Origin of the sequence: Agromyces luteolus, assembly GCF_009729855.1 — a bacterium.
Classification (GTDB): Bacteria; Actinomycetota; Actinomycetes; order Actinomycetales; family Microbacteriaceae; genus Agromyces; species Agromyces luteolus.
The window spans coordinates 1-21889 of record NZ_WODA01000016.1 but is presented as its reverse complement, the minus strand read 5'-3'; the positions used below and the strand labels follow the sequence as shown (position 1 = coordinate 21889).

Here is a 21889-nt window from a genome sequence, read left to right as displayed (position 1 = left end):
GTGCCCGGTCCGGGCGAGCGGATGCCGCGCCCGCGCGTCAGCCGGCGGGAACCGGCGGTGTCACGGACTCGCGAGCGGTTCGGACTCGAGCTCCGCCTCGGGTTCGGGCTCGACCGTTTCGGGGCGCCGCAGCAGCTCGACGAGGAGCACGGCCACCAGCGCGATCACCACGGTCCAGGCCACGGCCGACACCGTGAGCGGGCGCGTGAACCAGAGCACGAGCGAGGCGATCACCGCGATCACCGTGTACGCCGCGACCCGCCAGCGGTGCAGCCCGGCGCCGAACCGACCCGTCGTCATGCCGTGATCCGCGGCGCTCTTCCGCACCGCGCCGAACGTGTCGTCCGAGAACCCGCGCACCCGCCGCGCGGCGGACCACGGCCCGGACAGCCAGGCGATGATCGCGAGGGCGATCGAGAGCACCGTGAGCGCCGTGATCGTCGACACCATGAGCTCGGTGAGTCCGCCGAAGATGGCCTCCGCGGCGCCCCTCGTCATGATCGTCGGACTCACCGTGCCGACGAAGAAGATCCGCCCGGTGCCGAAGCCGGCGAGGGTCAGGAGCATGACGAGCGCGAACCCGCCCGCCGTCCAGGCGAGCGCGACGCTGCGTCGCTTCGCGACGACGACGCCGGCGGCGAGGATCAGGAGCGTGATCAGCGGCAGCCAGGTACCGACGCCCACGGCGAGCGCGTAGACGGTCTGCACGAGCACGAGGGAGTCGGCCTGGGCGATCTGCACGCTGCCCTCGATCACGGGGATCGCGGCCGCGAAGCCGACGCCCTGTTCGCTCAGGCGATCCTTCACGGCCTCGATGATCGGCCCGAGCTGGACGGACAGCGTGCCGTCGCCGCCGATCTGGAGCATCGCCTCGGGGTCGCCCTGCAGGGCGGCCACGAACTGGGTGTGGCTCGCCCGGAGCGCGGCGTCCCAGACGTTCGCGAACGCCTCGGAGGCGATGAAGCCGTCGATGGTGGACGACAGCAGGGCGCTGAGGCCCTGCGCGGCCGGGACTTCGAGCAACGACAGCGCGTCCTCGGCCCTCGGCGGCAGGTCGAGCGTGCGGATGCCGTCGAACAGGTCGGAGGTGAGCTGCGGGATGTCGACCTGCTGCTCGATCGCCGTGGTCACCTCGTCGGCGAGGAACGCCTGCACGTCGGGGTCGTCGGCGAGCGGGCCGAACGTCGCCACGAACCGGTCGGTGTCGACGAGCTCGGCGCGCGCCCACGCGCTGATCACCGCGACGGGCGCGAGCAGCAGGCCCACCACCACCAGCACGACCGCGGCGACGGTCCGGCCGCGGCGGCGCTTCGGGCGCTCGGGCGAGGCGGATGCCGCGGCCGCGACGTCGGCCGACAGGTCGCGCGTCTCGGCGGCGTCCGCCCGCAGCCGGGCGTTCTCGGCCTCGAGCTCGGCGATCCGCGCGCGCAGGTCGTCGTCGGAACTCGTCGAATCGGTCATCGCGCACCACTCCCCCGGTCGGCCACGCTGCCGACGATATCGACCACCGGGGGCCGGGGGAAGACGATGGTCCCGTGACACGCCGTGCCGCGGCATCCGTCGTCAGTGGATGATGGCCTTCAGCAGGATCATGGCGATGCCGAACGTGGCCGTGCCGAGCGCGCCGGCGACCTGGACGAGCAGGCTCGACCCCCGTCGACGGAACGCGATGAACCCCAGCACGGCGAGGACGATGACGCCGACCCAGAGCGCCGTCCAGATGGCGAGGAGGTCGGGCACGACGCGCGCGGCGCCGAACAGCAGGATCGACGACGGGATGAGCGCCGCGACGAGCATGCCGAACGACCGCCGGAGCGCTCCGCGGAACGCCTCGCCGAGGCTCACCATGCGGTGGTCGTCGAAGCCGTGGTGCGCGACCGTGCCGGCGTAGACGTGGGCGGCCCAGAACACGAGGACCGTGAGGACGACGGTCCAGAACACGATCCACGAGCTCTCGCCGTGCCCGCCCGCGACGACGATCATGCCCGAGACGAGGATCACGCCGTAGACCGACTCCTCGGTGACGAAGCTCGTGCGGAGGACCTCGGCGGGACTCTGCTGGGTCATGACACCATGCTGCCACGTGGGGCGGCTGCGTCCCCCGATCTGGGGTATGAGTATTCCTCATTAACGGATGCGGGCTCGCAGCGACGCGAGTAACGTGCCGACTGGCATTGAAACTCCCCTACGGCGCGATGCACGCCTGGCGAAGCTCTACCCACCTCGCCCGACGCGCCGACGGAAACCCGATCTCACCCGCCTCGTCGCCCCGCAGAGGACCGTCCGGCCCGCCCGGACCGGACGAAGCTGCGACACCGGAGGCGATGATGCCCCACACACCCGGAACCCGAACGCGCGAGCGGCCGAGAAGGCCGCTTCGGCGCGTGCTCGCTGCAGGCGCGGCGGGCTGTCTCACGATCGCGATGGTCATGGTCGCGAGTCCGGCACTCGCGGCGGATGGTCCGTTCGACATCAACGGCGTCGTGCCCGATACCAGCCCGGCCCCGGGCCCCGCCGAGATCAACGACCCGTTCGGGAACATCAAGGAACTCGGACCTGAGAACGGAAGCTCGACGAAGATCGGCGTCATCCACAACGACCCCCTGCCCACGCTCGGGCTCACCAACCCGAACGCCCAGGTCGACCTGCGGCGAGCCTGGCTCCAGGTCGCGCAGGAGTCGGGGAAGGACTGGCTCTACTTCGCGTGGGAGCGCGACAAGAACACCGGCAGCGGCTTCATCGCCTACGAGTTCATGAAGGAGAAGGCGCCCGAGGCGTGCGCCTACGAGACGGCGAGCGAAGCGCAACTCATCGCGAACTGCAACCCGTGGGCCAACCGCGACGCCGGCGACTTCATGATCCTCTGGGACCAGCAGGGCAACAGCCTCGACCTCTACCTCCGCATCTGGAGCGGCACGAAGCCGAACCTGACCCTGGGTGCGCCGATGCAGCTCAACGCGACGGTGTCCCAGGCGGCGTACAGCCCGGACGGGTTCAGGGGGGAGGCGGCCGTCAACCTGACCGACACCATCTTCGGCGGTCAGACCAAGTGCCTCGCCTTCGCCAACACGATTCCGAGCACGGTGACGGGCAACTCGGACACCGCGGACTACAAGGACACGATCCTCGCGACGACACCGCCGATCAGCAACTGCACGTCGACGACGGTCACCACGCCGAAGACCGGCGCGGGTGCCGACATCCCGGGCGGTGGGCTCTCGATCGGTACGGGCGTCGTCGCGGTCAAGGACTCCGCCGTGGTGGACATCACCGGCGGCACCGCCGCACCGGCGGGCTCCGTCGCGTTCCACCTGTGCAAGGTGGATGCGCCCGGACTCTGCACGACGGGTGGCACGAGCGTCGGTTCGACGAACCTCGGCGGTGCGGCGTATCCGGCGACCGTGACGTCGCCGACCGCCTACGTGACCTCTGCGGGACGGTACTGCTGGCGCGCGGTGTTCAGCGGCGACTCGGCGAACGGCATCCCGGGGTCGAGCGACTCGACCGCAACCGAGTGCTTCGTCGTGAACCCCGTGACACCGAGCCTCGCGACAACCGCGGGCGACGACGTCTTCGTCGGCGGCGAGCTGACGGACTCGGCCGACCTGAGTGGGCTCGCCACGGAGCCGGCGAATCCGGTCATCAACCTGGACGGCACCGCCGGCCCGGCAGCAGGAGGGACGATCAAGTTCACCCTCTACGGACCGGATGACTGCTCCACGGTCGCGTACGAGACGGATCCGGCGGACACGCCGGTCGACGGGAACGGCACGTACGACACGCCCGACCCGCAGTTCGTCGCCACCGCTGCCGGTGACTACCACTGGGTCGCGATGTACGACAACGCGGACTCGCCGAACAACAACGACGTCACGCACAACGCCGAGTGCGACGACCCGGACGAGGACGTCACGGTCAGTTCCGTGCCGTCATCGCTGTTCAGCGAGCAGAACTGGGTGCCGAACGACTCGGTGACGGTCTCGGCCAGCGCCGGCGGAGACCTCTCGGGCACGGTGTACTTCGACCTGTACGACAACGCCGACTGCTCCGAGGTCTCGGGTGATGCGGCCATCTACAGCACGTCGCAGGCCGTGAGCGGCGCTTCGCCGCAGGAGGTGTCGACGTCCAACACGACGGCGGTCGAGGCGTCGGGCTCCTTCTCGTGGAAGGTGAGCTACGACAGCGACAACGCTGCTCAGGAGGACATCGGCGAAACCTGCCACGAGACCTCCGAGCTGACCATCACGAACGGAGGCACCGTCAGCAGCGACGACTGATGAGAGGAGCGTGATCCCGCTCGGGATCGAGCGAGGGGCCCCGCCGGCATCGCCGGCGGGGCCCCTTCCCGTGGAACGCGACCGGGCGTCGAGCGCCCGGCCGCGGCATCCGCTGCCTTACGCGCCGAGCGCCTCGTAGACCTCGCGCAGCAGGCGGGCGGTCTCGGACGGCGTCTTGCCGACCTTGACGCCCGCGGCCTCGAGGGCCTCCTTCTTCGCCTGCGCGGTGCCGGCCGAGCCGGACACAATGGCGCCCGCGTGGCCCATGGTCTTGCCCTCGGGCGCGGTGAAGCCCGCGACGTAGCCGACGACCGGCTTGGTCACGTTCGCCTTGATGAAGTCGGCCGCGCGCTCCTCGGCGTCGCCGCCGATCTCGCCGATCATGACGATCGCCTTCGTCTCGGGGTCGGCCTCGAACGCGGCGAGCGCGTCGATGTGCGTCGTGCCGATGATCGGGTCGCCGCCGATGCCGATCGCGGTCGAGAAGCCGAGGTCGCGCAGCTCGTACATCATCTGGTACGTGAGCGTGCCCGACTTCGAGACGAGGCCGATCGGGCCCTTGCCGGTGATGTTCGCCGGGGTGATGCCGACGAGCGACTCGCCGGGGCTGATGATGCCGGGGCAGTTCGGGCCGATGATGCGGGTCTTCTCGCCCTGCTCCTTGGCGTAGGCCCAGAACTCGGCCGAGTCCTGCACGGGCACGCCCTCGGTGATGATGACGAGGAGCGGGATCTCGGCGTCGATGGCCTCGATGACGGCGTCCTTGGTGAAGGCCGGCGGCACGAACGCGATCGAGACATCCGCCCCGGTCGCCTCGATGGCCTCGGTGACCGACGCGAAGACGGGCAGCTCGACGTCGTTGCCGTCCTTGTCCGTGTGGAGCACGGTCGTGCCGGCCTTGCGGGCGTTCACGCCGCCCACGACCTGCGTGCCCGCCGCGAGCATGCGCGCGGTGTGCTTCGAGCCCTCGCCGCCGGTGATGCCCTGGACGATGACCTTGTTGTCCTTGTTCAGGAAGATCGTCATTGCAGTGATCCTGTCCTTCTGCGCTTACGCGGCGTTCGCCAGCTCGGCGGCCTTGTCGGCGCCCTGGTCCATGTTGTCGGCGAGGGTGACGAGCGGGTGCGCCGCCTCCTCGAGGATGCGACGGCCCTCGGCCACGTTGTTGCCGTCGAGGCGCACGACGAGCGGCTTGTTCGCCTCGTGGCCGAGCTCGGCGAGCGCGCCGACGATGCCCTTGGCGACCTGGTCGCACGCGGTGATGCCGCCGAAGACGTTCACGAACACGGCCTTGACCTGCGGGTCGCCGAGGATGATCGAGAGGCCGTTGGCCATGACCTCGGCCGACGCGCCGCCGCCGATGTCGAGGAAGTTCGCGGGCTTCACGCCGCCGTGGTTCTCGCCGGCGTACGCGACGACGTCGAGCGTCGACATGACGAGCCCCGCGCCGTTGCCGATGATGCCGACCTCGCCGTCGAGCTTGACGTAGTTGAGGTCGAGCTGCTTGGCCTTGGCCTCGAGCGGGTCGGCCGCGGCCTTGTCCTCGAGGAGGGCGTGGCCGGCGTGGCGGAACTCGGCGTTCTCGTCGAGCGTGACCTTGCCGTCGAGGGCGATGACGTCGCCCTCCTCCGACAGGATGAGCGGGTTGACCTCGACGAGCGTCGCATCCTCACCCGTGTAGACGTCGTAGAGCTTGACGAAGACGTCGGCGACCTTGTCGACGAGCTCGGCCGGGAAGTTCGCGGCGACCGCGATCTCACGGGCCTTCTCGGGGCTGATGCCGGTGCCGGGGTCGACCTCGATGCGGGCGAGCGCCTCGGGCTTCTCGACGGCGAGCTGCTCGATCTCCATGCCGCCCTCGACGCTCGTGAGCGAGAGGTAGGAGCGGTTGGCGCGGTCGAGCAGCACCGAGAAGTAGAACTCCTGCGCGATGCGCGCGCCGCCGGCGACCATGACGCGCTTGACGACGTGGCCCTTGATGTCGAGGCCGAGGATCGCCTTCGCGGCCTCCTCCGCCTCATCGGCGTTCTTGGCGACCTTGACGCCGCCCGCCTTGCCGCGGCCGCCGGTCTTCACCTGGGCCTTGACGACGACGACGCCGCCGAGCTTCTCGGCTGCGGCGCGCACGTCTTCGGGGGTGTCGGCGACGATGCCCGGGAGCACCGGCACTCCGTACTTCTCGAAGAGGTCTCTGGCCTGGTACTCGTAAAGATCCACGCTCTGCTTCCTATCGTTCCGCGCGGATTGCGCGCAGGGATGGGTGGGTGAGAGGCCCGGCTGTGAGAGTCTCGACGTCAAGATACCTCGATGTCGAGATAAGTCGAGCCGCGACCATGGTACTCCGTCGCCGACGGGCCGCCGAACCCGCGGTCGGCGGGCGTCACGGCGGCCCTTCAGGTGAGCCTCACCATGCTGGCGGGCGATCCTCCGCTTTGCGAGACTGCCGACATGACGGATGCCACGGCCGAACCGGTGCACCGCACCGATCCCCACGACGGGAAGGTCCACGAGAAGCTCAACTGGCTGCGCGCGGGCGTGCTCGGCGCGAACGACGGCATCGTCTCGGTCGCCGCACTCGTGGTGGGCGTCGCGGCCGCGACGACGGATGTCACGGCCATCCTCATCGCGGGCGTCGCCTCGGTGATCGCCGGCGCGATCTCGATGGGCCTCGGCGAGTACGTCTCGGTCTCGAGCCAGCGCGACACCGAGCACGCGCTCATCGCGAAGGAGAAGGACGAGCTCGCGACCATGCCCGAGCAGGAACTCGCCGAGCTCGCCGAGATCTACCGCGCGAAGGGCCTGACGCCCGAGACCGCCGACCTCGTCGCGCGCGAGCTCACCGAGCACGACGCGCTCGCGGCCCACCTCGAGGCCGAGCTCCACATCTCCGAGATCGACGTCGTGAACCCGTGGCACGCCGCGTGGGCGTCGGCCGCGTCGTTCCTCATCGGGGCGGTGCTGCCGATGCTCGCGATCCTGCTGCCGCCGCCCGAATGGCGCGTCGCGACGACGTTCGTCGCGGTCATCGTCGCGCTCGCGATCACCGGGTGGCTCGCGGCGTGGATCGGCGGGGCGCCGCGCACGCGCGCGATCATGCGGGTGGTCATCGGCGGCGCGCTCGCGCTGGCCGTGACCTGGGCGATCGGCGCACTGCTCGGCGGTGCGGTGGTCTAGTCGGGGCGGTCGTGGCCGACGCGCGCATCGGCATCTCCGGCTGGCGCTACGCCGGCTGGCGCGGCGTCTTCTACCCGAGCGGCCTGCGGCAGGCCGACGAACTCGCGTACGCCGCGGCGCGCATGACGTCGATCGAGCTCAACGGCTCGTTCTACGCGCTGCAACGACCGGCGAGCTGGCAACGCTGGCGCGACGGCACGCCCGACGGCTTCGTGTTCTCGGTGAAGGGGCCGCGTTTCGTGACGCACGTCAAGCGCCTGCGCGACGTCGACGCGCCGCTGGCGAACTTCTTCGCCTCCGGCGTGCTCGACCTCGGCGCGAAGCTCGGGCCCGTGCTCTGGCAGCTGCCGCCGACGCTCGCGTTCGACGCCGAGCTGCTCGACGCGTTCCTGGCGCGGCTGCCGCGGTCGAGGGCGGATGCCGCGGCGCTCGCGTCACGGCACGACGAGCGGATGTCGGGGCGCGCGTCCTTCGCCGTGGGCCACGACGCACCGCTTCGGCACGCCGTCGAGGTGCGCCATCCGTCGTTCGAGGACGCCGCCGACCGGTGGGCCGGGCTGCTCGAGCGTCACGGCGCGGCATCCGTCACCGCGGACACCGCGGGGAAGTACCCGCGGATCGACCGCACGACGGCCGACTTCGCCTACGCCCGCCTGCACGGCGAGGAGGAACTCTACGCCTCGGGCTACGACGACGACTCGCTCGATCGGTGGGCGGCGTGGGCGCGGGCGCACCTCGACGCCGGTCGCGACGCGTACCTGTTCTTCGACAACGACGTCAAGGTGCGAGCGCCGTTCGATGCGATGGCGCTCATCGCCCGGCTGCCGCGGCCGTCGGCGCTCGCTCCCCCCGGACCGGCCTCGGGCTGAGTCAGGCGTCGGCCCCGCTCGCGCGCCGTGGCCACCCCGGCGTCGCGAGCAGGCCGCCGTCGCGCATGACCGCGAGCACGTCGATGTCGTGACGGTCGGCGAGGTCGTCGAGCGACGGCCGCCCGCCCGCGACGATCGCGGTCGCGAGCACGTCGGCCGCGACCAGCTCGGCCGCGGCGACGCTCACCTGCCCGAACGGCGACGGGCCGGATCCGGGCAGGGTCCAGATGTGGTCGCCGCGTTCGACGCTGCCGGACGTCGCGACCGCACGCCTCCGCGGCGGATCGATATCGATGCGCGAGAGCAGCGTCGACCGGTCGGCCGGATCCACGATCCCGATCGGCAGTCCGCCGCCATCCGGGCCCGCGGGCGTCGCGGCGACGAGGACGTCGCCGCCCGCGCCGATCGCCCATCCCGCGAACCCGGCCCGGTCGAGGGCCTCCCCCGCCTCTTCCACGGCGAGCGCCTTGACCACGCCGTTCAGGTCGATCAGACCGTCGCCGCGGTGCGGCGTGAAGGCGCCGTCCGTCGCGTCGCGCCAGTGAAGCGCGAGCGCGTAGGCGTCGCGGACCTCGGCGCTCGCGTCGACGAGGGCGAGCTCGCCGCGGCCGACGCGACTGAGTTCGGAGCGCGGGTCGAACAGGCTGCACCGCGCCTCCCACCGGGCGAAGACAGCCGCGGTGGCGGCCACCGCGGCATCCCCGTGCGCGGCATCCGCTCCGACAATGACGCTCACGACCGTGCCCATGGCCGGGAACGCCCGCCGCGGCAGCGTCAGGTCGGCGCGACCGCCCGCGGGCGATGCTCCGGACATCAGAACCCCGCCGCGTCGAGGGCCGCCTGCAGTGACTGCAGGTAGGCCGAACTCGTGTAGGTCGCCCCGCTCACCATCGCCACCGAGGACGACTGCGCCTGCAGCACCTCGGACTGCAGCACGGTCGCGGCGCGGTTGCTGAGCTGGACGGAGCGCCCGTCGTGGTCGGGCAGCTGCAACGCCGTCACGTCGGTGATCGCGCCGCCCGAGATCGTGACCTGCACCTGCGCGTCGCCGAACCGGGTCGAGACGGTGGTGCCCGCGTAGGTCCCGTCGGACGCGCCGGAGGACGAGGTCGCCGCGTCGGCGGATCCCGCGGCATCCGTCGACTGCGTCGCATCGCTCGATCCGCTCGAATCGGCCGACGACGAACCCGAGCTCGCCGAACCGTCGGGTGACGCGTTCGCGCCGGCCGGGCCGTCCGTCGTCGTCCCGCCCGACGCCGTCAGTCCGTCGGTCGCGGCCGTGCCGAGTTGCCAGCCGCCGAGGATGGCCGCGGCCGAGGCCGCCGAGGCCAGGAGCATCGCACGTCGTCTCACCAGTCGAACCTCTCGTGATGGATCTGCTCGTCGGACAGTCCCGCGGCGCGGGCCTCGGAGATGACGCCCTCGGACCACCCGCGCGGGCCGCAGACGTAGAGATCGCTGTCGGCGACGGCGGGCACGAGCGCGACGAGGTCGAGCCCCTGCCGCTCGGCCGACGGCGTCAGCCAGCCGCGGCCGCGCCCGCCCGGGATCGTGATCAGCGTCGCACCGCGTCGAAGGCAGAGGTCGCGCACCTCGTCGAGCAGCCACCCCTCGGCCGGCCCATGCGTGCGCAGCACGACGGTCGCTTCGCCGGGCCGGAACGTCGCCGACTCGAGCAGCGACCGGATCGGCGTGACCCCGATGCCCGCGGCCACGAGCGTCAACCGACGCCGGCTGCGGGATGCCTCGCTGAAGACGCCGTACGGCCCCTCGAGCGCGACGCGTGTGCCCGGGCGGATGCCGGCGAGGCTCGCCGACCCGTCGCCGAGCGCCCGCACGGTGATGCGGAGCCGGTCGCCGCGCGGCGCGGCCGACAGCGAGTAGGGGTGCGCCTGCCACCACTGGTCGGCGGCGAGGAAGCGCCAGACGAAGAACTGCCCGCCGGTCGCGCGGAGTGCGTCGAGCCGGCGCCCGCGCATCGTGACCGACACGACGCCGTCCCGGGGATCCCCGACCGGGTCGATGCGATCGACCACGAGCGCGTGCCGGAGCGTCGCGACGAGCGGCGCGACCACGCGCCATCCGACGACCGCCGCGAACGTGCCGAACGTGATCACGAGCCAGTACGCCCACTGCCAGGTCCCGACGGCGAACAGGCCGCCGACGCTGAACTGGTGCGGCAGCGCGGCGAGCACCGCGACGTAGGCGAGCAGGTGGACGACGTGCCACACCTCGTACCGGAGCCTCCGCCGCACCGCGACGAGCGAGCTCACGACGACCGCGACGAAGAGCGCGAATCCGAGGATCGCGAGCGGCAGGTCGGGCAGGTTCCAGACGGCGACCGCCTCCGCCCAGATGTCGATGCCGTCGGCGATCGAGTACCCCGCCAGCAGCAGCGCACCGTGCGCGATGAGCAGGTAGAGCACGGGCTTGCCGAGCCGGTTGTGCAGCGCCATCGCGGCGTCGTGGCCGACGGCGCGCTCGATGAGCGGCACGCGGGCCGCGAGCAGGAGCATGACGAGCACGAGGTCGGTCGCGGCGAGCCCCGCGACGATGCCGAGCGACGTGATCGCCGAACCGGGGTCGCCGAACCGCGTGGCCCCGCCCTCGGCGAGGAACAGCGCCACGGCCACGGCGACGGATGCCACGGCCGCCGCCTGCAGCAGGTCGACGCGCCACGCCCGGCGCCCGGCGCGCGAGCGCTCGTCGCCGCCGACCGGACGCGTGGGGCGCTCGAGGTGTCGGGCGTCGTGGACGAGGAATGCCATGTCCCGATGGTGCGCCCGGGGTCTATCGGCTCCCGATGCGGCGCCTATGCGGTCGCTGGGAAGCCGTCAGGTCACGCGACCGAGCGCGAGCGCCGCGTACATGAGCGCTGCGACGCTCTCGCCGTCGCGGATCTCGCCGGCCTGCACCATCCGCATGACCTCGGCCCACGGGACCGCGCGCACCTCGTGGATGCCCTCCTCGACCTGGCCTCGCGCGTGACCCGGAGCCTCGCCGTGCCCGTCGCCCGGGTCGTGCCCGTCGGCGTGCGCGGCGGGCCGCAGCCCGGTCGCCAGCCAGACCGATTCGGGCGCGCGGCAGATGCCGTTCAGCGCGCTCATCGCCCCGATCTCGCGCCAGTGCTCCGCCTCGAACCCCGTCTCCTCGACGAGTTCGCGGCGGGCGGCGACGAGCGGGTCCTCGCCGTCGGAGCCGCCGGCCGGCACCTCGATCGACCGGCCGACGGTGTGCCGGTCGACGGTGACGAGCAGCACCTCGTCGGCGTCGGTCATCGCGACGACGAACACGGCCGGGTGGCGCATCTCGACGACGCCGTAGATGCCCTCGGTGCCGTCGGGCCGCACGACGTCGTCCTCGACGACCCGGATCCACGGGTTCTCGTAGACGGTGCGTTGCGCGCGGATCGGCCAGGTCACAGCTTCTCGATCGGCGCGATCTTGATGAGGAGCTTCTTCTGGCCGGCTGCGTCGAACGCGACGTGCGCGATGCGCTTGGTGCCCTCGCCGGTCACCTGGCGCACGGTGCCCTCGCCGAAGTCGGTGTGGCGGATGCGGTCGCCGGCCTCGAGGGTGAGGTCGCCGTTGTCGCGCACGGTGCCCGTGACCCGGTTCGCCCACTCGGTCTTGGGCGCCGCGGACTTCGTGACGCTGAAGCGCTCGAGGTCGCGGTCGCGCGTGCCCCAGGCACCGCCGCCTCCACTGCCCGCGCCGCCGCCGAAGCCGCGCCGCGCGTTGAGGGCGCGGGGCTGGCTGCCGCCGCGGCTGTTGGCCATGCCGGGCGACTGCTTCCAGTCGACGAGCTCGTCGGGGATCTCCTGCAGGTACCGGCTCGGCATCGCCACCGACACCTCGCCGAACTGGGCGCGGCTCATCGCGAGCGAGAGGTAGAGGCGCTTGCGCGCGCGTGTGATGCCGACGTAGAACAGGCGACGCTCCTCGGCGGGGCCGCCGGGCTCCGACGCCGACATCTGGTGCGGCAGCAGGCCCTCCTCGAGCCCGGTGAGGAACACCGCGTGGTACTCCAGGCCCTTCGCGGTGTGCAGCGTCATGAGCGAGACCGTGCCCGACGCGTCGTCGAGCTCGTCGGCGGCCGCCACGAGCGAGACCTGCGTGAGGAAGTCGACCAGGCCCGCACCCGGGTTCTCACGGTCGAAGTCCTTCGTCTGCGCGAGGAGCTCCTCGACGTTCTCGGCCCGCGTCTCGTCCTGCGGGTCGCGGCTCGTGCGCAGCGTCTCGACGAGCTTCGAGCCCTCGATGAGGAACGCGAGCACCTCGGAGACCTTCGAGGCGCCCTCGTTCGTGCCCTCGTCGATGCCCTTCTGCGACGGCACGAGCATCGCGGCCGCCGCGTCGAGCAGGTTCGCGAGGTCGAGGATCGCCTTCGTGACCTTCGGCCCGAGCCCGAGGCCATCCGCCGCCCGCATCGCCTGCCGGAACGACAGGTCGTTCTGCTCGGCGAAGCTCGCGATCGACGTCTCGGTCGCCGGCCCGATGCCGCGCTTCGGCGTGTTCAGGATGCGACGGATGGCGAGCTCGTCGAGCGGGTTCGCGACCGCGATGAGGTACGCCATCGCGTCCTTGATCTCTGCACGTTCGTAGAACTTCGTGCCGCCGACCACGCGGTACGGCAGCGCCGAGCGCACGAAGATCTCCTCCAGCGCACGCGTCTGCGCGTTGGTGCGGTAGAACACCGCGATGTCGCGGTACGCGACGCCGGCCCGGTGCAGCGCCTCGATCTCGTCGGCGACGAACTGCGCCTCGTCGTGCGCCGAGTAGCCGGTGTAGCCCGTGATCTTGTCGCCGTCGCCGTCGGCCGTCCACAACTTCTTGTCCTTCCGGTCGAAGTTGTTCGAGATGACCGAGTTCGCGGCGCTCAGGATGTTCTGCGTCGACCGGTAGTTCTGCTCGAGCAGCACGACCTTCGCGCCCGGGAAGTCGCGCTCGAACTCGACGATGTTGCGGATGTCGGCGCCGCGGAACGCGTAGATCGACTGGTCGGAGTCGCCGACGACGGTGAGGCTCGCGCCCGGGATCGCGCCCGTGGCATCCGTCATGCCCCGCACGAGCACGCCGTGCGCGTCGAGCTCGGCGACGACGTCGGGCTCGACCGGCCGCGTGAGCTCGCGGATGAGCGCGTACTGCGCGTGGTTCGTGTCCTGGTACTCGTCGACGAGGATGTGCCGGAACCGCCGCTGGTACAACGCCGCGACCTTCGGGAACGCCCGGAACAGGTAGACCGTCTCGCTGATGAGGTCGTCGAAGTCGAGCGCGCTCGCGTCGCGCAGCCGGCGCGTGTACTGGCGGAAGATCTCGAGGAACATCACGTCGTTCGGATCGTTCGTGTTGACGTTCCGCGCGTACGTCTCGACGTCGCTCAGCTCGTTCTTCAGCTTGGAGATCTTCGCCTGCGCGCTCGCGGGCGTGAAGCCCAGCGTGTCGGCGTCGAGCTCCTTGATGATGCGCTTCAGGATGGTGCGCTGGTCGGCCGAGTCGTAGATCGTGAACGTCGACGACAGCCCGATCGCCTCAGCCTCGCGGCGGAGGATGCGCACGCACGCCGAGTGGAACGTCGAGATCCACATGCCGCCCGCGGCCTCGCCGAGCAGCGCCTCGACGCGCTCGCGCATCTCGGCCGCGGCCTTGTTCGTGAACGTGATCGCGAGGATCTGGCTCGGCCACGCCTCGCGCCCGTCGATGAGGCTCGCGATGCGGTGCGTCAGCACGCGCGTCTTGCCCGACCCCGCGCCCGCGACGATGAGCAGCGCCTGGCCGCGGTACTCGACCGCCTCGCGCTGCTGCGGGTTCAGCCCGGCCGTCAGGCGATCGGATGCCGCGTGGCCGGCGCCGCGCGGCTCGTCGGCTCGCTCGCGGTCGGCCGCGCCGGGCGCCTCGCGCCAGCCGGTGGGGTCGTCGGGGTCGAGGATCAGCGTCATGTCCCGACAAGTCTAGGCGCGGCATCCGACAGCGCGGCGCGGCCGCCGGCGGACCGGAGCGAGGGCCTCAGAGCAGCTCCTCGGAGTCGAAGTACGACCGCCGCGCCTCGAAGCCGAGGTCGGGGTGGTCGAGGAAGACGCCGTCGACGCCCGTGTCCATGATCCGGGTGAACTCGCCGAGCCAGTCGCCCCACGCGCCACGCGACGAACCGCGCCGGAACTCGGGCGCGAGGAATCGGTTCTCGGGGCGGAGGGTCCAGGTGTAGACCGCGAGCCCGGCCGCGTGCGCGGCGTCGACGAGGTCGGACCCGCGCAGCGGGGCGTCGGGGCGGGGCCGCCGCGGCGGCGCGCCCTCCGCCGGCTCCGTCCTGCCGCCCACCAGTCGCCCCTTGCCGACGCTCACCCCGTGCACGATGCCGCCGAGCTCGAGCAGCCCACGCTCGCTGACGAACGCGTCGTACCGCTTCGCCGACGACCCGTCGGCCGCCACGAGGTCGTACGGCGCCCCGCGGTCCTCGACGAGCAGCACGCGCGTTCCCCGCACGCCCGCCGACACGAGCCGGTCGAGCAGCCCGGGCTCGAACGACTCCGAGACCAGACGGTCGTCGCCGCGACCCCAGCCCGCGGCCGAGAGCTCGGCGGCGAACAGCTCCTCGAGCGGCAGGCCCAGGGCCGCGAAGTGCGTCGCGTGCTTGAACTCGGCGACGAGGCGGATGATCCGCCGAGACTCGTCGGTCGCGGCATCCAGCAGGCCGAGGAGGTCGCGGAACCGCAGGATCGGGTACCGACCGTCGAAGCTCCCGCTGTGCGGCCGGATGCCTCCGAGCCGCTCGGTCGCACGGAGCGTCGCCAGCTCGGCCCACGTGAAGTCCTCCGTGAACCAGCCCGTGAGGGGGCGCCCGTCGACCTCGCGGATGGTGCGCCGCGACGCGAACTCGGCGCGGGACGCGACATCCGTCGTGCCCGAGATCTCGTTCTCGTGCCGCAGCACGAGCACGCCGTCGCGCGTCGCCACGAGATCGGGCTCGACCGCGTCGGCGCCGAGCGCGAACGCCATGCGGTACGCGGCCTCGGTGTGCTCGGGGCGGTAGCCGGACGCGCCGCGATGCCCGATGACGAACGGACGCTCGGCGAGATCGCGCAGCATGGGGCAAGCGTAGCGAGGGCCGAAGCGGCATCCGCCCCGGAATGCCGGGGGATTTCACGGCGTTGTCACCGCTGGAACGGGTAGATTTGATCAACGCGACCGCGAGGTCGTGCGATTCCCCTCCACACGACGGAAAGCCGAAAGCAGAGGAACCACAGCAATGGCTCTCAACAACCCCGCCTTCTCACGCAACGAGGCGTTCACCTCCGGCCAGGGGGCGGTGGCTGTCGCACAGGACATGTCCGCCCAGCAGCTGCAGGACATGTACAACCAGCCCGCGACGCTCCCCGACCGCGACGTCATGACGATCGAGGACTCGATCGCCAAGTCGGCCGCCGCCTTCGGCGTGCTCCTCGTGGGTGCCGCGATCGGCTGGCTCACGGTCCAGTCCGTGCCGTTCCTCTGGATCGGCGCCGGCCTCGTCGGCTTCGTGCTGGCGCTCGTCAACATCTTCAAGAAGGAGCCGTCGCCCGCGCTGATCCTCGCGTACGCGGGTGTCCAGGGCATCTTCGTCGGCGGCATCTCCGCGTGGTACGAGCTGGCCTACGGCGGCGGCATCGTCGCGCAGGCCGTGATCGCCACGCTCGTGGTCGTCGGCGTGACGCTCGCACTCTTCGCCTCGGGCAAGATCCGCGCGTCGAAGAAGGCGACGAAGATCTTCCTGGTCGCGATGGTCGGATACCTGGTGTTCTCGCTCGTGAACTTCGGCCTGATGATCTTCGGCGTGACCGACGACCCGTGGGGCCTGCGCGGCGCCGAGATCGCCGGCATCCCGCTCGGCCTCATCATCGGCGTCCTCGTCGTGATCATGGCCGCGTACTCGTTGGTGCTCGACTTCGACTTCATCCAGCAGGGCGTGCGCAACCGCGCCCCGCGGAAGTACGGCTGGACCGGCGCCTTCGGCATCATGGTCACCGTCATCTGGCTGTACCTCGAGATCCTGCGCATCCTCGCGATCGCGCGCGACTAGCGCTCGCCGCGCCGCAATCGCGAACGGGCCGTCCCCTCCGGGGGCGGCCCGTTCCGCGTCTCAGCGCGCGCCGGGGCGGGACGCGCGCGCGAGCAGCACCGCGCGCTCGCGCTCGTTCGCGGTGAGGCGCGCGGATTCCGCGAACGCCTCGCGCGCATCATCCGCTCGCCCGAGCCGCTCGAGCAGCTCGCCCCGCACGGCGTGCAGCGGGTGGTACCGCGCCAGCCGGCCGTCGGCGGCCAGCTCGTCGACGAGCGCGAGCCCGACCTCGGGGCCGTCGGCCATCGCGACCGCGACGGCGTGGTTCAGCTCGACCACCGGCGAGGGCGCCACCCGGCCGAGCGCCTCGTAGAGCGCGACGATCGCCGGCCAATCGGTGTCGTCGACGGATGCCGCGACGTCGTGCTGCTCGGCGATCGCCGCCTGCAGGGCGTACGGTCCCCGGCCGCGGCCGATCGCGTCGGCACGGGCGAGCGCCGCACGCCCCCGGGTGATCGCCGAGCGATCCCACCGACGGCGGTCCTGGTCGCCCAGCAGCACCGGGTCGCCGTTCGCGTCCAGCCGGGCCGGGAAGCGCGCCGCGGTGAGCTCCATGAGCGCGACGAGCCCGTGCACCTCGGGCTCACGCGGAACGAGTGACGCGAGCACTCGACCGAGCCGCAGCGCCTCGCGGCCGAGCTCGGGACGCATGAGGTCGGAACCGGCCGACGCCGAATGCCCCTCGTTGAAGATCAGGTAGAGCACGCCGAGCACCGTTCCGAGCCGCTCGGGGAACTCGTCGCGCGGCGGCACCTCGAACGGCACCCCGGCCGCGCCGAGCGTCTTCTTGGCCCGCACGATGCGCTGCTGCACGGTCGCCACCGGCGTGAGGAACGCGCGCGCGATCTCGTCGGTCGTGAGGCCGCCGACGACGCGGAGCGTGAGCGCGACGCGCGCTTCGCGCGAGAGCACCGGATGGCACGACACGAACACGAGCCGGAGCACGTCGTCGTCGATCGCGTCGGGGTCGTACGGCAGGTCGCCCGTGGCATCCGTCGCCTCGGCCTGCTCGCGCTCGAGGTCGTGCGCGATCGCGGCGAGCCGCTCGTCGTAGCGCTCGCGTCGGCGCCAGCCGTCGATCGCGCGGCGCTTGGCGACCGCGGTGAGCCAGGCGCCCGGGTTCGAGGGGATGCCGCCGGCCGGCCACTGTGCGAGCGCCTCGGCGAGCGCGTCCTGAGCCAGGTCTTCGGCGAGGGCGAAGTCGCCGACCATGCGCGTGAGCGTGGCGACGATGCGCGCGGACTCGATGCGCCAGACGGCGGCGACGGCGCGCCGTGCGGACTCGAGGTCCGTCGGGCGCGCCGTCGCGGCATCCGTCTCGTCGGTCACGTGCGCTCGTGCCGGTCAGCGGGTCAGTGGGTCAGGCTCGCGCCGCACCGCGACGGGCGTCCTCGGCCAGGCGCTCGGCCTGCTCCGCCCGCCAGCCCGCCTCCTTCTGGATCCACTCGTTGTCCTGCGGGAAGTCCTCGATGTCGTTCACGCGGCGCACCTCGAGCTTGGTGCCGGGGCCGAGCGGACAGCGGCGCGCCCACTCCGCGGCCTCCTCCTTCGAGGCGACGTCGATGATCCAGAACCCGTTGAACAGTTCCTTCGTCTCGCCGTACGGTCCGTCGGTGACGAGCGGCGGCTCGGCGGAGAAGTCGACGACGAAGCCCTCGCTCGCGTCGGACAGGCCCTCGCCGGCGAGCATGATGCCGGCCTTCATCATCTCCTCGTTGTAGCGGCCCATGGCCGCGATGACCTCGTCGAACGGCAGGTCCTGGAAGGCCTCGTAGGCCTCGTCGCTGCCGCGCATGATCATCATGTACTTCGTCATGGTGGTTCGCTCCTCGCGTGCTCGGGTCGCGTTTCGACCCTCTCACTGTTGGCGTCGAACGGGAAGGCGCCGGATCGACACGTCATCGGAATTCGTGTGAGAGGCCCACTTCCGTTCCACTCCGACCGGTCTCCGACTAGTCTGTCCTCATGTCCACCGTCGGAGCCTACGAGGCGAAGACCCACCTGCCCGCGCTGATCGAGCGCGTCGAGGCCGGCGAGGAGATCACCATCACGCGGCACGGCATGCCGGTGGCCCGGCTCGTTCCGGCCGACCAGCCGTCCGCCCCCGCAGCCGAGACCGTCGCCGCCCTGCTTTCGGCACGATCCGGGTCGCGCCTCGGCGCGGACGTGCGGCGCCTGATCGAGGAGGGGCGGGCGTGACGAGCGCCTTCGTGCTCGACGCGTCGGTCGCGCTCAGCTGGTGCTTCGAGGACGAAGCCCGGCCCGAGTCCGACGCGCTGCTGCATCGACTCGCCGACGGGGGCGCGATCGTGCCGGTCATCTGGGAGTACGAGGTCGCGAACGTCCTCGCCGTTGCGGAGCGGCGAGGCCGCCTCAGCGAGGCCGAGGTGGCCCGTCGCTCCACGCTCCTCCGCTCGCTGCCGATCCACGTCGTGCGAGACCTCGATCCCACCTCGCTCCTGCAGACGGCGCGGCAACACGTCCTGAGCGCCTACGACGCGGCCTACCTGATCGTCGCCGAGCGCGAGGGGCTCCCGCTCGCCACGCGCGACGCCGCGCTCGCGTCAGCGGCCGCTGCCGCAGGCGTTGCGACGCTCCCGGCGTGAGCCCTTCGGGGCGTCAGAGCCCGAGCGTCTGCATGGTCGCGCGGATCGCGTCGCCGGATGCAGCAAGCAGGCCGGCCTCGGTCTCCGATATCGGCGTCTCGGCGATCGGGAACGCCCCGTTCCCGCCGACGACCGACGGCATCGACAGCGCGATCCCGTCCAAGCCGAGGGCGCCCGAGTGCACGGTCGACACGGGCAGCACCGCGCGCTCGTCGTCGAGCAGCGCCTCGACGATCCGCGCGCCCGAGAGTCCGATCGCGTAGTTCGTCGCGCCCTTGCCGCGGATGACGGTGTAGGCCGCGTTGCGGACCTCGTGCGCGATGCCGTCGAGCTCGTCGATCGAGAAGCGCTCGCCGGCCGTCCAGTCGAGGATCGGCACGGGCCCGATCCGCGCGTTCGACCAGAGCGGGAACTCGGTGTCGCCGTGTTCCCCCACGATGTCGGCGTGCACGCTCGAGGTCAGCACGCCCGCGCGCTTGGCGAGCAGCCACCGCAGGCGCGACGTGTCGAGCACCGTGCCCGACCCGATGACCCGCTCGGCGGGCAGCCCGCTGATCTGCCGCGCGGCGACGGTCAGCACGTCGACCGGGTTCGTGACGAGCACGTAGATCGCATCTGGCGCGCGCTCGAGCAGCTGCGGCAGGAGCCGCTCGAGGATCCCGACGTTCGTGCCCGCGAGCTCCATGCGACTCTGCCCGGGCTGCTGCTTGGCGCCCGCCGTGATGACGACGACGTGCGAGTCGGCCACCACGTCGAGGTCCGACCCGCCGCTCACGCTCGACCGCGTGAACTGCGTGCCGTGCGCGAGGTCGAGCACTTCGGCCTCGACCTTCTCCGCCGCGATGTCGTACAGCGCGACCTGGTTCGCCGACTCGCGGATGAGCGACGCGTACACGAGGCTCGCGCCCACGCTGCCCGCTCCGATGACGCTGAGCTTGGAGTTCTCGATGACCGCCATGCGGCTCATGCTTCCAGAGGGCCGAGCGGATGTCACGACTCGGCAACGCCCTTCCGCCGGCGCCTTCCGATGTGGTTCGATCATCCCGAGCCCACCCCTCGTCATGCCCGATGACGCCGGGCCGACCCGACCCGAACACCGCCCGGAGACCCGCTTGCCCCTCCGCACTGCCGCGCGCCCCATGCTCGATGATCGACGTCGAGCCGCAGCTCGCAACCCGATCATCGCGATCGCCGCGATCCTGACCCTGCTCTCCCTCGTGATCGGCTCCCCGGCGGCGGTCGCCGCGATCGCTCCGGGCGAGGTTCGAACGGCGTCCGAAGGCACCGGCTCCGTCACCGGCGCCGTGGTCGACGACCTCGGAGCGGTGGTCGAGGGCGTGCACGTCTCGCTCTACGTCTCGGGGCACACGAGCAGCGCCCCCGTGGCATCGACCCGCACGGCGGCTGACGGGCGCTATCGGATCGACGCCGTCCCGCAGGGGACCTACTTCGTCAAGTTCTCTCTCATCGCCTCCGGCTACGTGCCCGTGTGGTTCGGCGGGCAGTCGTGGCCGGCGGGGGGCACGAAGATCGAGGTCGCCGCCGGCGAAATCACCTCGGGAGTCGACGTCGTCCTCCCCCGTGGAGGAACCGTCGTCGGAACGATCAAGGGCGAGAACGGCGATCACGTCCCGTCCGCACGTGTGTGGATCGAGGGCCCCAAGTGGGAGAACGGGTACGCCGACGGAATCGGGAGCTCGTTCGCCCTTGCGCCGGTCCTCCCCGGGGTGTACACCGCGCGCTTCACCGGTACCGGCTACCTCACCGAGTGGTGGAGGGATCAGCCCGAGACGACGGCGACGACGTTCGAGGTCCGCGCCGGAGAAACCGTCACCCTCGACGCTCGGTTGACCCGCGAATCCGTGATCGAGGCGGCGATCCAGGACGAATCCGGCGCTGAGATCAAGGGGACCCGGGCTGTGGCCTACGAGTTCGTCGACGGAAGCTGGGTGCAGCGCGGCTCCGGCTACAGCCCGTCCGGCTTCGTCCGGATCCCCGGCCTCACCGAGGGAACCTACGCGGTGCAGTTGTCGGCGACCGGCCCGCTGATCGCGGTCAGGAACTACGCCCCCGAGTGGTGGAACGACCGGCCCGACCGTGAGTCGGCCGATCTCGTCAGCGTCGGAAGAAGCGAAATCGTCCGGTTGGGAACGGTCAGGCTCGCGGACGCCGAACCGGCGCTCGAGACCCCGGTCATCGATGGCCTGCCCCGCGTCGGTGAACTGCTGCGGAGGACCTCAGGTGGGCCCGGAGGCGGTACCGAGGTGGAGAGCTCGTGGCAATGGTCCGCGGACGGCGTCGCGATCAGCGGCGCCACGGGCCCGGGCCTCTGGCTGGCCCCCGAGCACGTCGGAAAGCGCATCACCCTGTCGCTCACCGCATGGACTTCGAACCTGCCGTCCGTGACGCGGACGTCCGAACCGACCGAGCCCGTGGCACTCGGCGTGCTCGCTGCGGGGCAGCCGACGATCAGCGGTGATGCCCTCGTCGGTTCGACCCTGACGGGCTCCCCCGGGCCGTGGACGCCGGGTACCTCGTTCGCGTACCGATGGCTCGCCGACGGCGAGGAGGTCGAGGGCGCGACGTCGACGACGTTGATGCTCGGTCCTGACCTGCAGGGGCAGCGCATCGCCTTCGAGGTCGCCGGCGCCCAACCCGGGTACCTCGACTCGACGTCCCGTTCGCCTCAGACCCCGAACATCACGCTGCGCGATTGGGGTTCGACATCCCGGATCTCGGGCGCGGACCGGTACGCGACGTCCGCGGCGATCTCCGCGAAGAGCTTCGAACCCGGCGTTCCCGTCGTCTACATCGCCAACGGCACGAACTTCCCCGACGCCCTCTCCGGCGCACCCGTCGCCGGCGCCAC

At 71.5% G+C, this 21889-nt stretch carries 20 protein-coding genes; 7 read left to right on the top strand and 13 right to left on the bottom strand.

Features of this window, described 5'->3' with window-relative positions; genetic code table 11:
- Positions 1-60: 60 nt before the first annotated feature.
- Positions 61-1461 carry a hypothetical protein gene (locus GLX25_RS08200; RefSeq protein ID WP_155842029.1) on the bottom strand — a complete coding sequence of 467 codons (1401 nt, stop codon included), beginning with the start codon at positions 1459-1461 and terminating at the stop codon, positions 61-63.
- Between the two features lie 102 nt (positions 1462-1563).
- A complete protein-coding gene (locus GLX25_RS08195) occupies positions 1564-2067 on the bottom strand; it encodes a hypothetical protein (protein ID WP_155842027.1) in 504 nt (167 codons plus the stop codon).
- A 362-nt stretch (positions 2068-2429) separates the two neighbouring features.
- On the opposite strand from GLX25_RS08195, the gene GLX25_RS08190 reads away from it, so the two are divergent.
- Positions 2430-4277 carry a hemagglutinin gene (locus GLX25_RS08190; RefSeq protein WP_205719849.1) on the top strand — a complete coding sequence of 616 codons (1848 nt, stop codon included), beginning with the start codon at positions 2430-2432 and terminating at the stop codon, positions 4275-4277.
- 117 nt (positions 4278-4394) lie between these two features.
- On the opposite strand, the gene sucD is transcribed toward GLX25_RS08190, so the two are convergent.
- Both sucD and sucC read right to left on the bottom strand, forming a co-directional pair.
- Entirely contained in the window at positions 4395-5303 is a 909-nt protein-coding gene (sucD, locus tag GLX25_RS08185; protein ID WP_155842025.1) for a succinate--CoA ligase subunit alpha, read from the bottom strand.
- Positions 5304-5327: 24 nt separating this feature from the next.
- On the bottom strand, positions 5328-6494 hold the full coding sequence (gene sucC / locus GLX25_RS08180) for an ADP-forming succinate--CoA ligase subunit beta (protein ID WP_166548610.1): 1167 nt from the start codon (positions 6492-6494) through the stop codon (positions 5328-5330).
- A gap of 231 nt (positions 6495-6725) precedes the next feature.
- Here sucC and GLX25_RS08175 point away from each other — a divergent pair, with 231 nt between their 5' ends.
- Complete coding sequence (locus GLX25_RS08175) at positions 6726-7451, top strand: VIT1/CCC1 transporter family protein (protein WP_155842021.1); 726 nt, start codon at positions 6726-6728, stop codon at positions 7449-7451.
- Positions 7452-7462: 11 nt separating this feature from the next.
- Positions 7463-8320, top strand: a complete 858-nt coding sequence (locus GLX25_RS08170; RefSeq protein WP_166548609.1) for a DUF72 domain-containing protein — start codon at positions 7463-7465, stop codon at positions 8318-8320.
- 1 nt (position 8321) lies between these two features.
- Here GLX25_RS08170 and GLX25_RS08165 read toward each other — a convergent pair whose 3' ends face one another.
- The 6 genes from GLX25_RS08165 to GLX25_RS08140 form a co-directional block, all read right to left on the bottom strand.
- Entirely contained in the window at positions 8322-9134 is an 813-nt protein-coding gene (locus GLX25_RS08165; protein WP_240898246.1) for an FAD:protein FMN transferase, read from the bottom strand.
- Positions 9134-9673 (bottom strand): FMN-binding protein, encoded by a 540-nt coding sequence (locus tag GLX25_RS08160; RefSeq protein WP_271192408.1) that lies wholly within the window; start codon positions 9671-9673, stop codon positions 9134-9136. The genes GLX25_RS08165 and GLX25_RS08160 overlap by 1 nt, the downstream gene beginning before the upstream one ends.
- Entirely contained in the window at positions 9670-11088 is a 1419-nt protein-coding gene (locus tag GLX25_RS08155; RefSeq protein ID WP_155842019.1) for a ferredoxin reductase family protein, read from the bottom strand. The genes GLX25_RS08160 and GLX25_RS08155 overlap by 4 nt, the downstream gene beginning before the upstream one ends.
- Before the next feature lie 66 nt (positions 11089-11154).
- On the bottom strand, positions 11155-11742 hold the full coding sequence (locus GLX25_RS08150) for an NUDIX domain-containing protein (protein WP_166548608.1): 588 nt from the start codon (positions 11740-11742) through the stop codon (positions 11155-11157).
- Complete coding sequence (locus GLX25_RS08145; protein ID WP_155842017.1) at positions 11739-14258, bottom strand: ATP-dependent helicase; 2520 nt, start codon at positions 14256-14258, stop codon at positions 11739-11741. Before GLX25_RS08145 ends, GLX25_RS08150 begins: the two co-directional genes overlap by 4 nt.
- 67 nt (positions 14259-14325) lie before the next feature.
- Complete coding sequence (locus GLX25_RS08140; RefSeq protein ID WP_155842015.1) at positions 14326-15405, bottom strand: glycerophosphodiester phosphodiesterase family protein; 1080 nt, start codon at positions 15403-15405, stop codon at positions 14326-14328.
- Between the two features lie 160 nt (positions 15406-15565).
- On the opposite strand from GLX25_RS08140, the gene GLX25_RS08135 reads away from it, so the two are divergent.
- Positions 15566-16375: a Bax inhibitor-1/YccA family protein gene (locus GLX25_RS08135; RefSeq protein ID WP_155842013.1), complete on the top strand. Its 810-nt coding sequence runs from the start codon at positions 15566-15568 to the stop codon at positions 16373-16375.
- A 60-nt stretch (positions 16376-16435) separates the two neighbouring features.
- On the opposite strand, the gene GLX25_RS08130 is transcribed toward GLX25_RS08135, so the two are convergent.
- Entirely contained in the window at positions 16436-17743 is a 1308-nt protein-coding gene (locus GLX25_RS08130; protein ID WP_166548607.1) for an RNA polymerase sigma factor, read from the bottom strand.
- Positions 17744-17774: 31 nt separating this feature from the next.
- Positions 17775-18230 carry a YciI family protein gene (locus GLX25_RS08125; protein WP_155842011.1) on the bottom strand — a complete coding sequence of 152 codons (456 nt, stop codon included), beginning with the start codon at positions 18228-18230 and terminating at the stop codon, positions 17775-17777.
- A 149-nt stretch (positions 18231-18379) separates the two neighbouring features.
- Between GLX25_RS08125 and GLX25_RS08120 the strand changes: the two genes are divergently transcribed.
- A complete protein-coding gene (locus GLX25_RS08120; protein ID WP_155842009.1) occupies positions 18380-18613 on the top strand; it encodes a type II toxin-antitoxin system Phd/YefM family antitoxin in 234 nt (77 codons plus the stop codon).
- Positions 18610-19020: a type II toxin-antitoxin system VapC family toxin gene (locus GLX25_RS08115; protein ID WP_166548606.1), complete on the top strand. Its 411-nt coding sequence runs from the start codon at positions 18610-18612 to the stop codon at positions 19018-19020. The genes GLX25_RS08120 and GLX25_RS08115 overlap by 4 nt, the downstream gene beginning before the upstream one ends.
- A 13-nt stretch (positions 19021-19033) precedes the next feature.
- On the opposite strand, the gene GLX25_RS08110 is transcribed toward GLX25_RS08115, so the two are convergent.
- Positions 19034-19978 carry an L-lactate dehydrogenase gene (locus GLX25_RS08110; RefSeq protein WP_155842008.1) on the bottom strand — a complete coding sequence of 315 codons (945 nt, stop codon included), beginning with the start codon at positions 19976-19978 and terminating at the stop codon, positions 19034-19036.
- A gap of 181 nt (positions 19979-20159) precedes the next feature.
- Here GLX25_RS08110 and GLX25_RS08105 point away from each other — a divergent pair.
- The coding region (locus GLX25_RS08105; RefSeq protein ID WP_205719848.1) for a carboxypeptidase regulatory-like domain-containing protein at positions 20160-21889 on the top strand (1730 nt) is incomplete at its 3' end.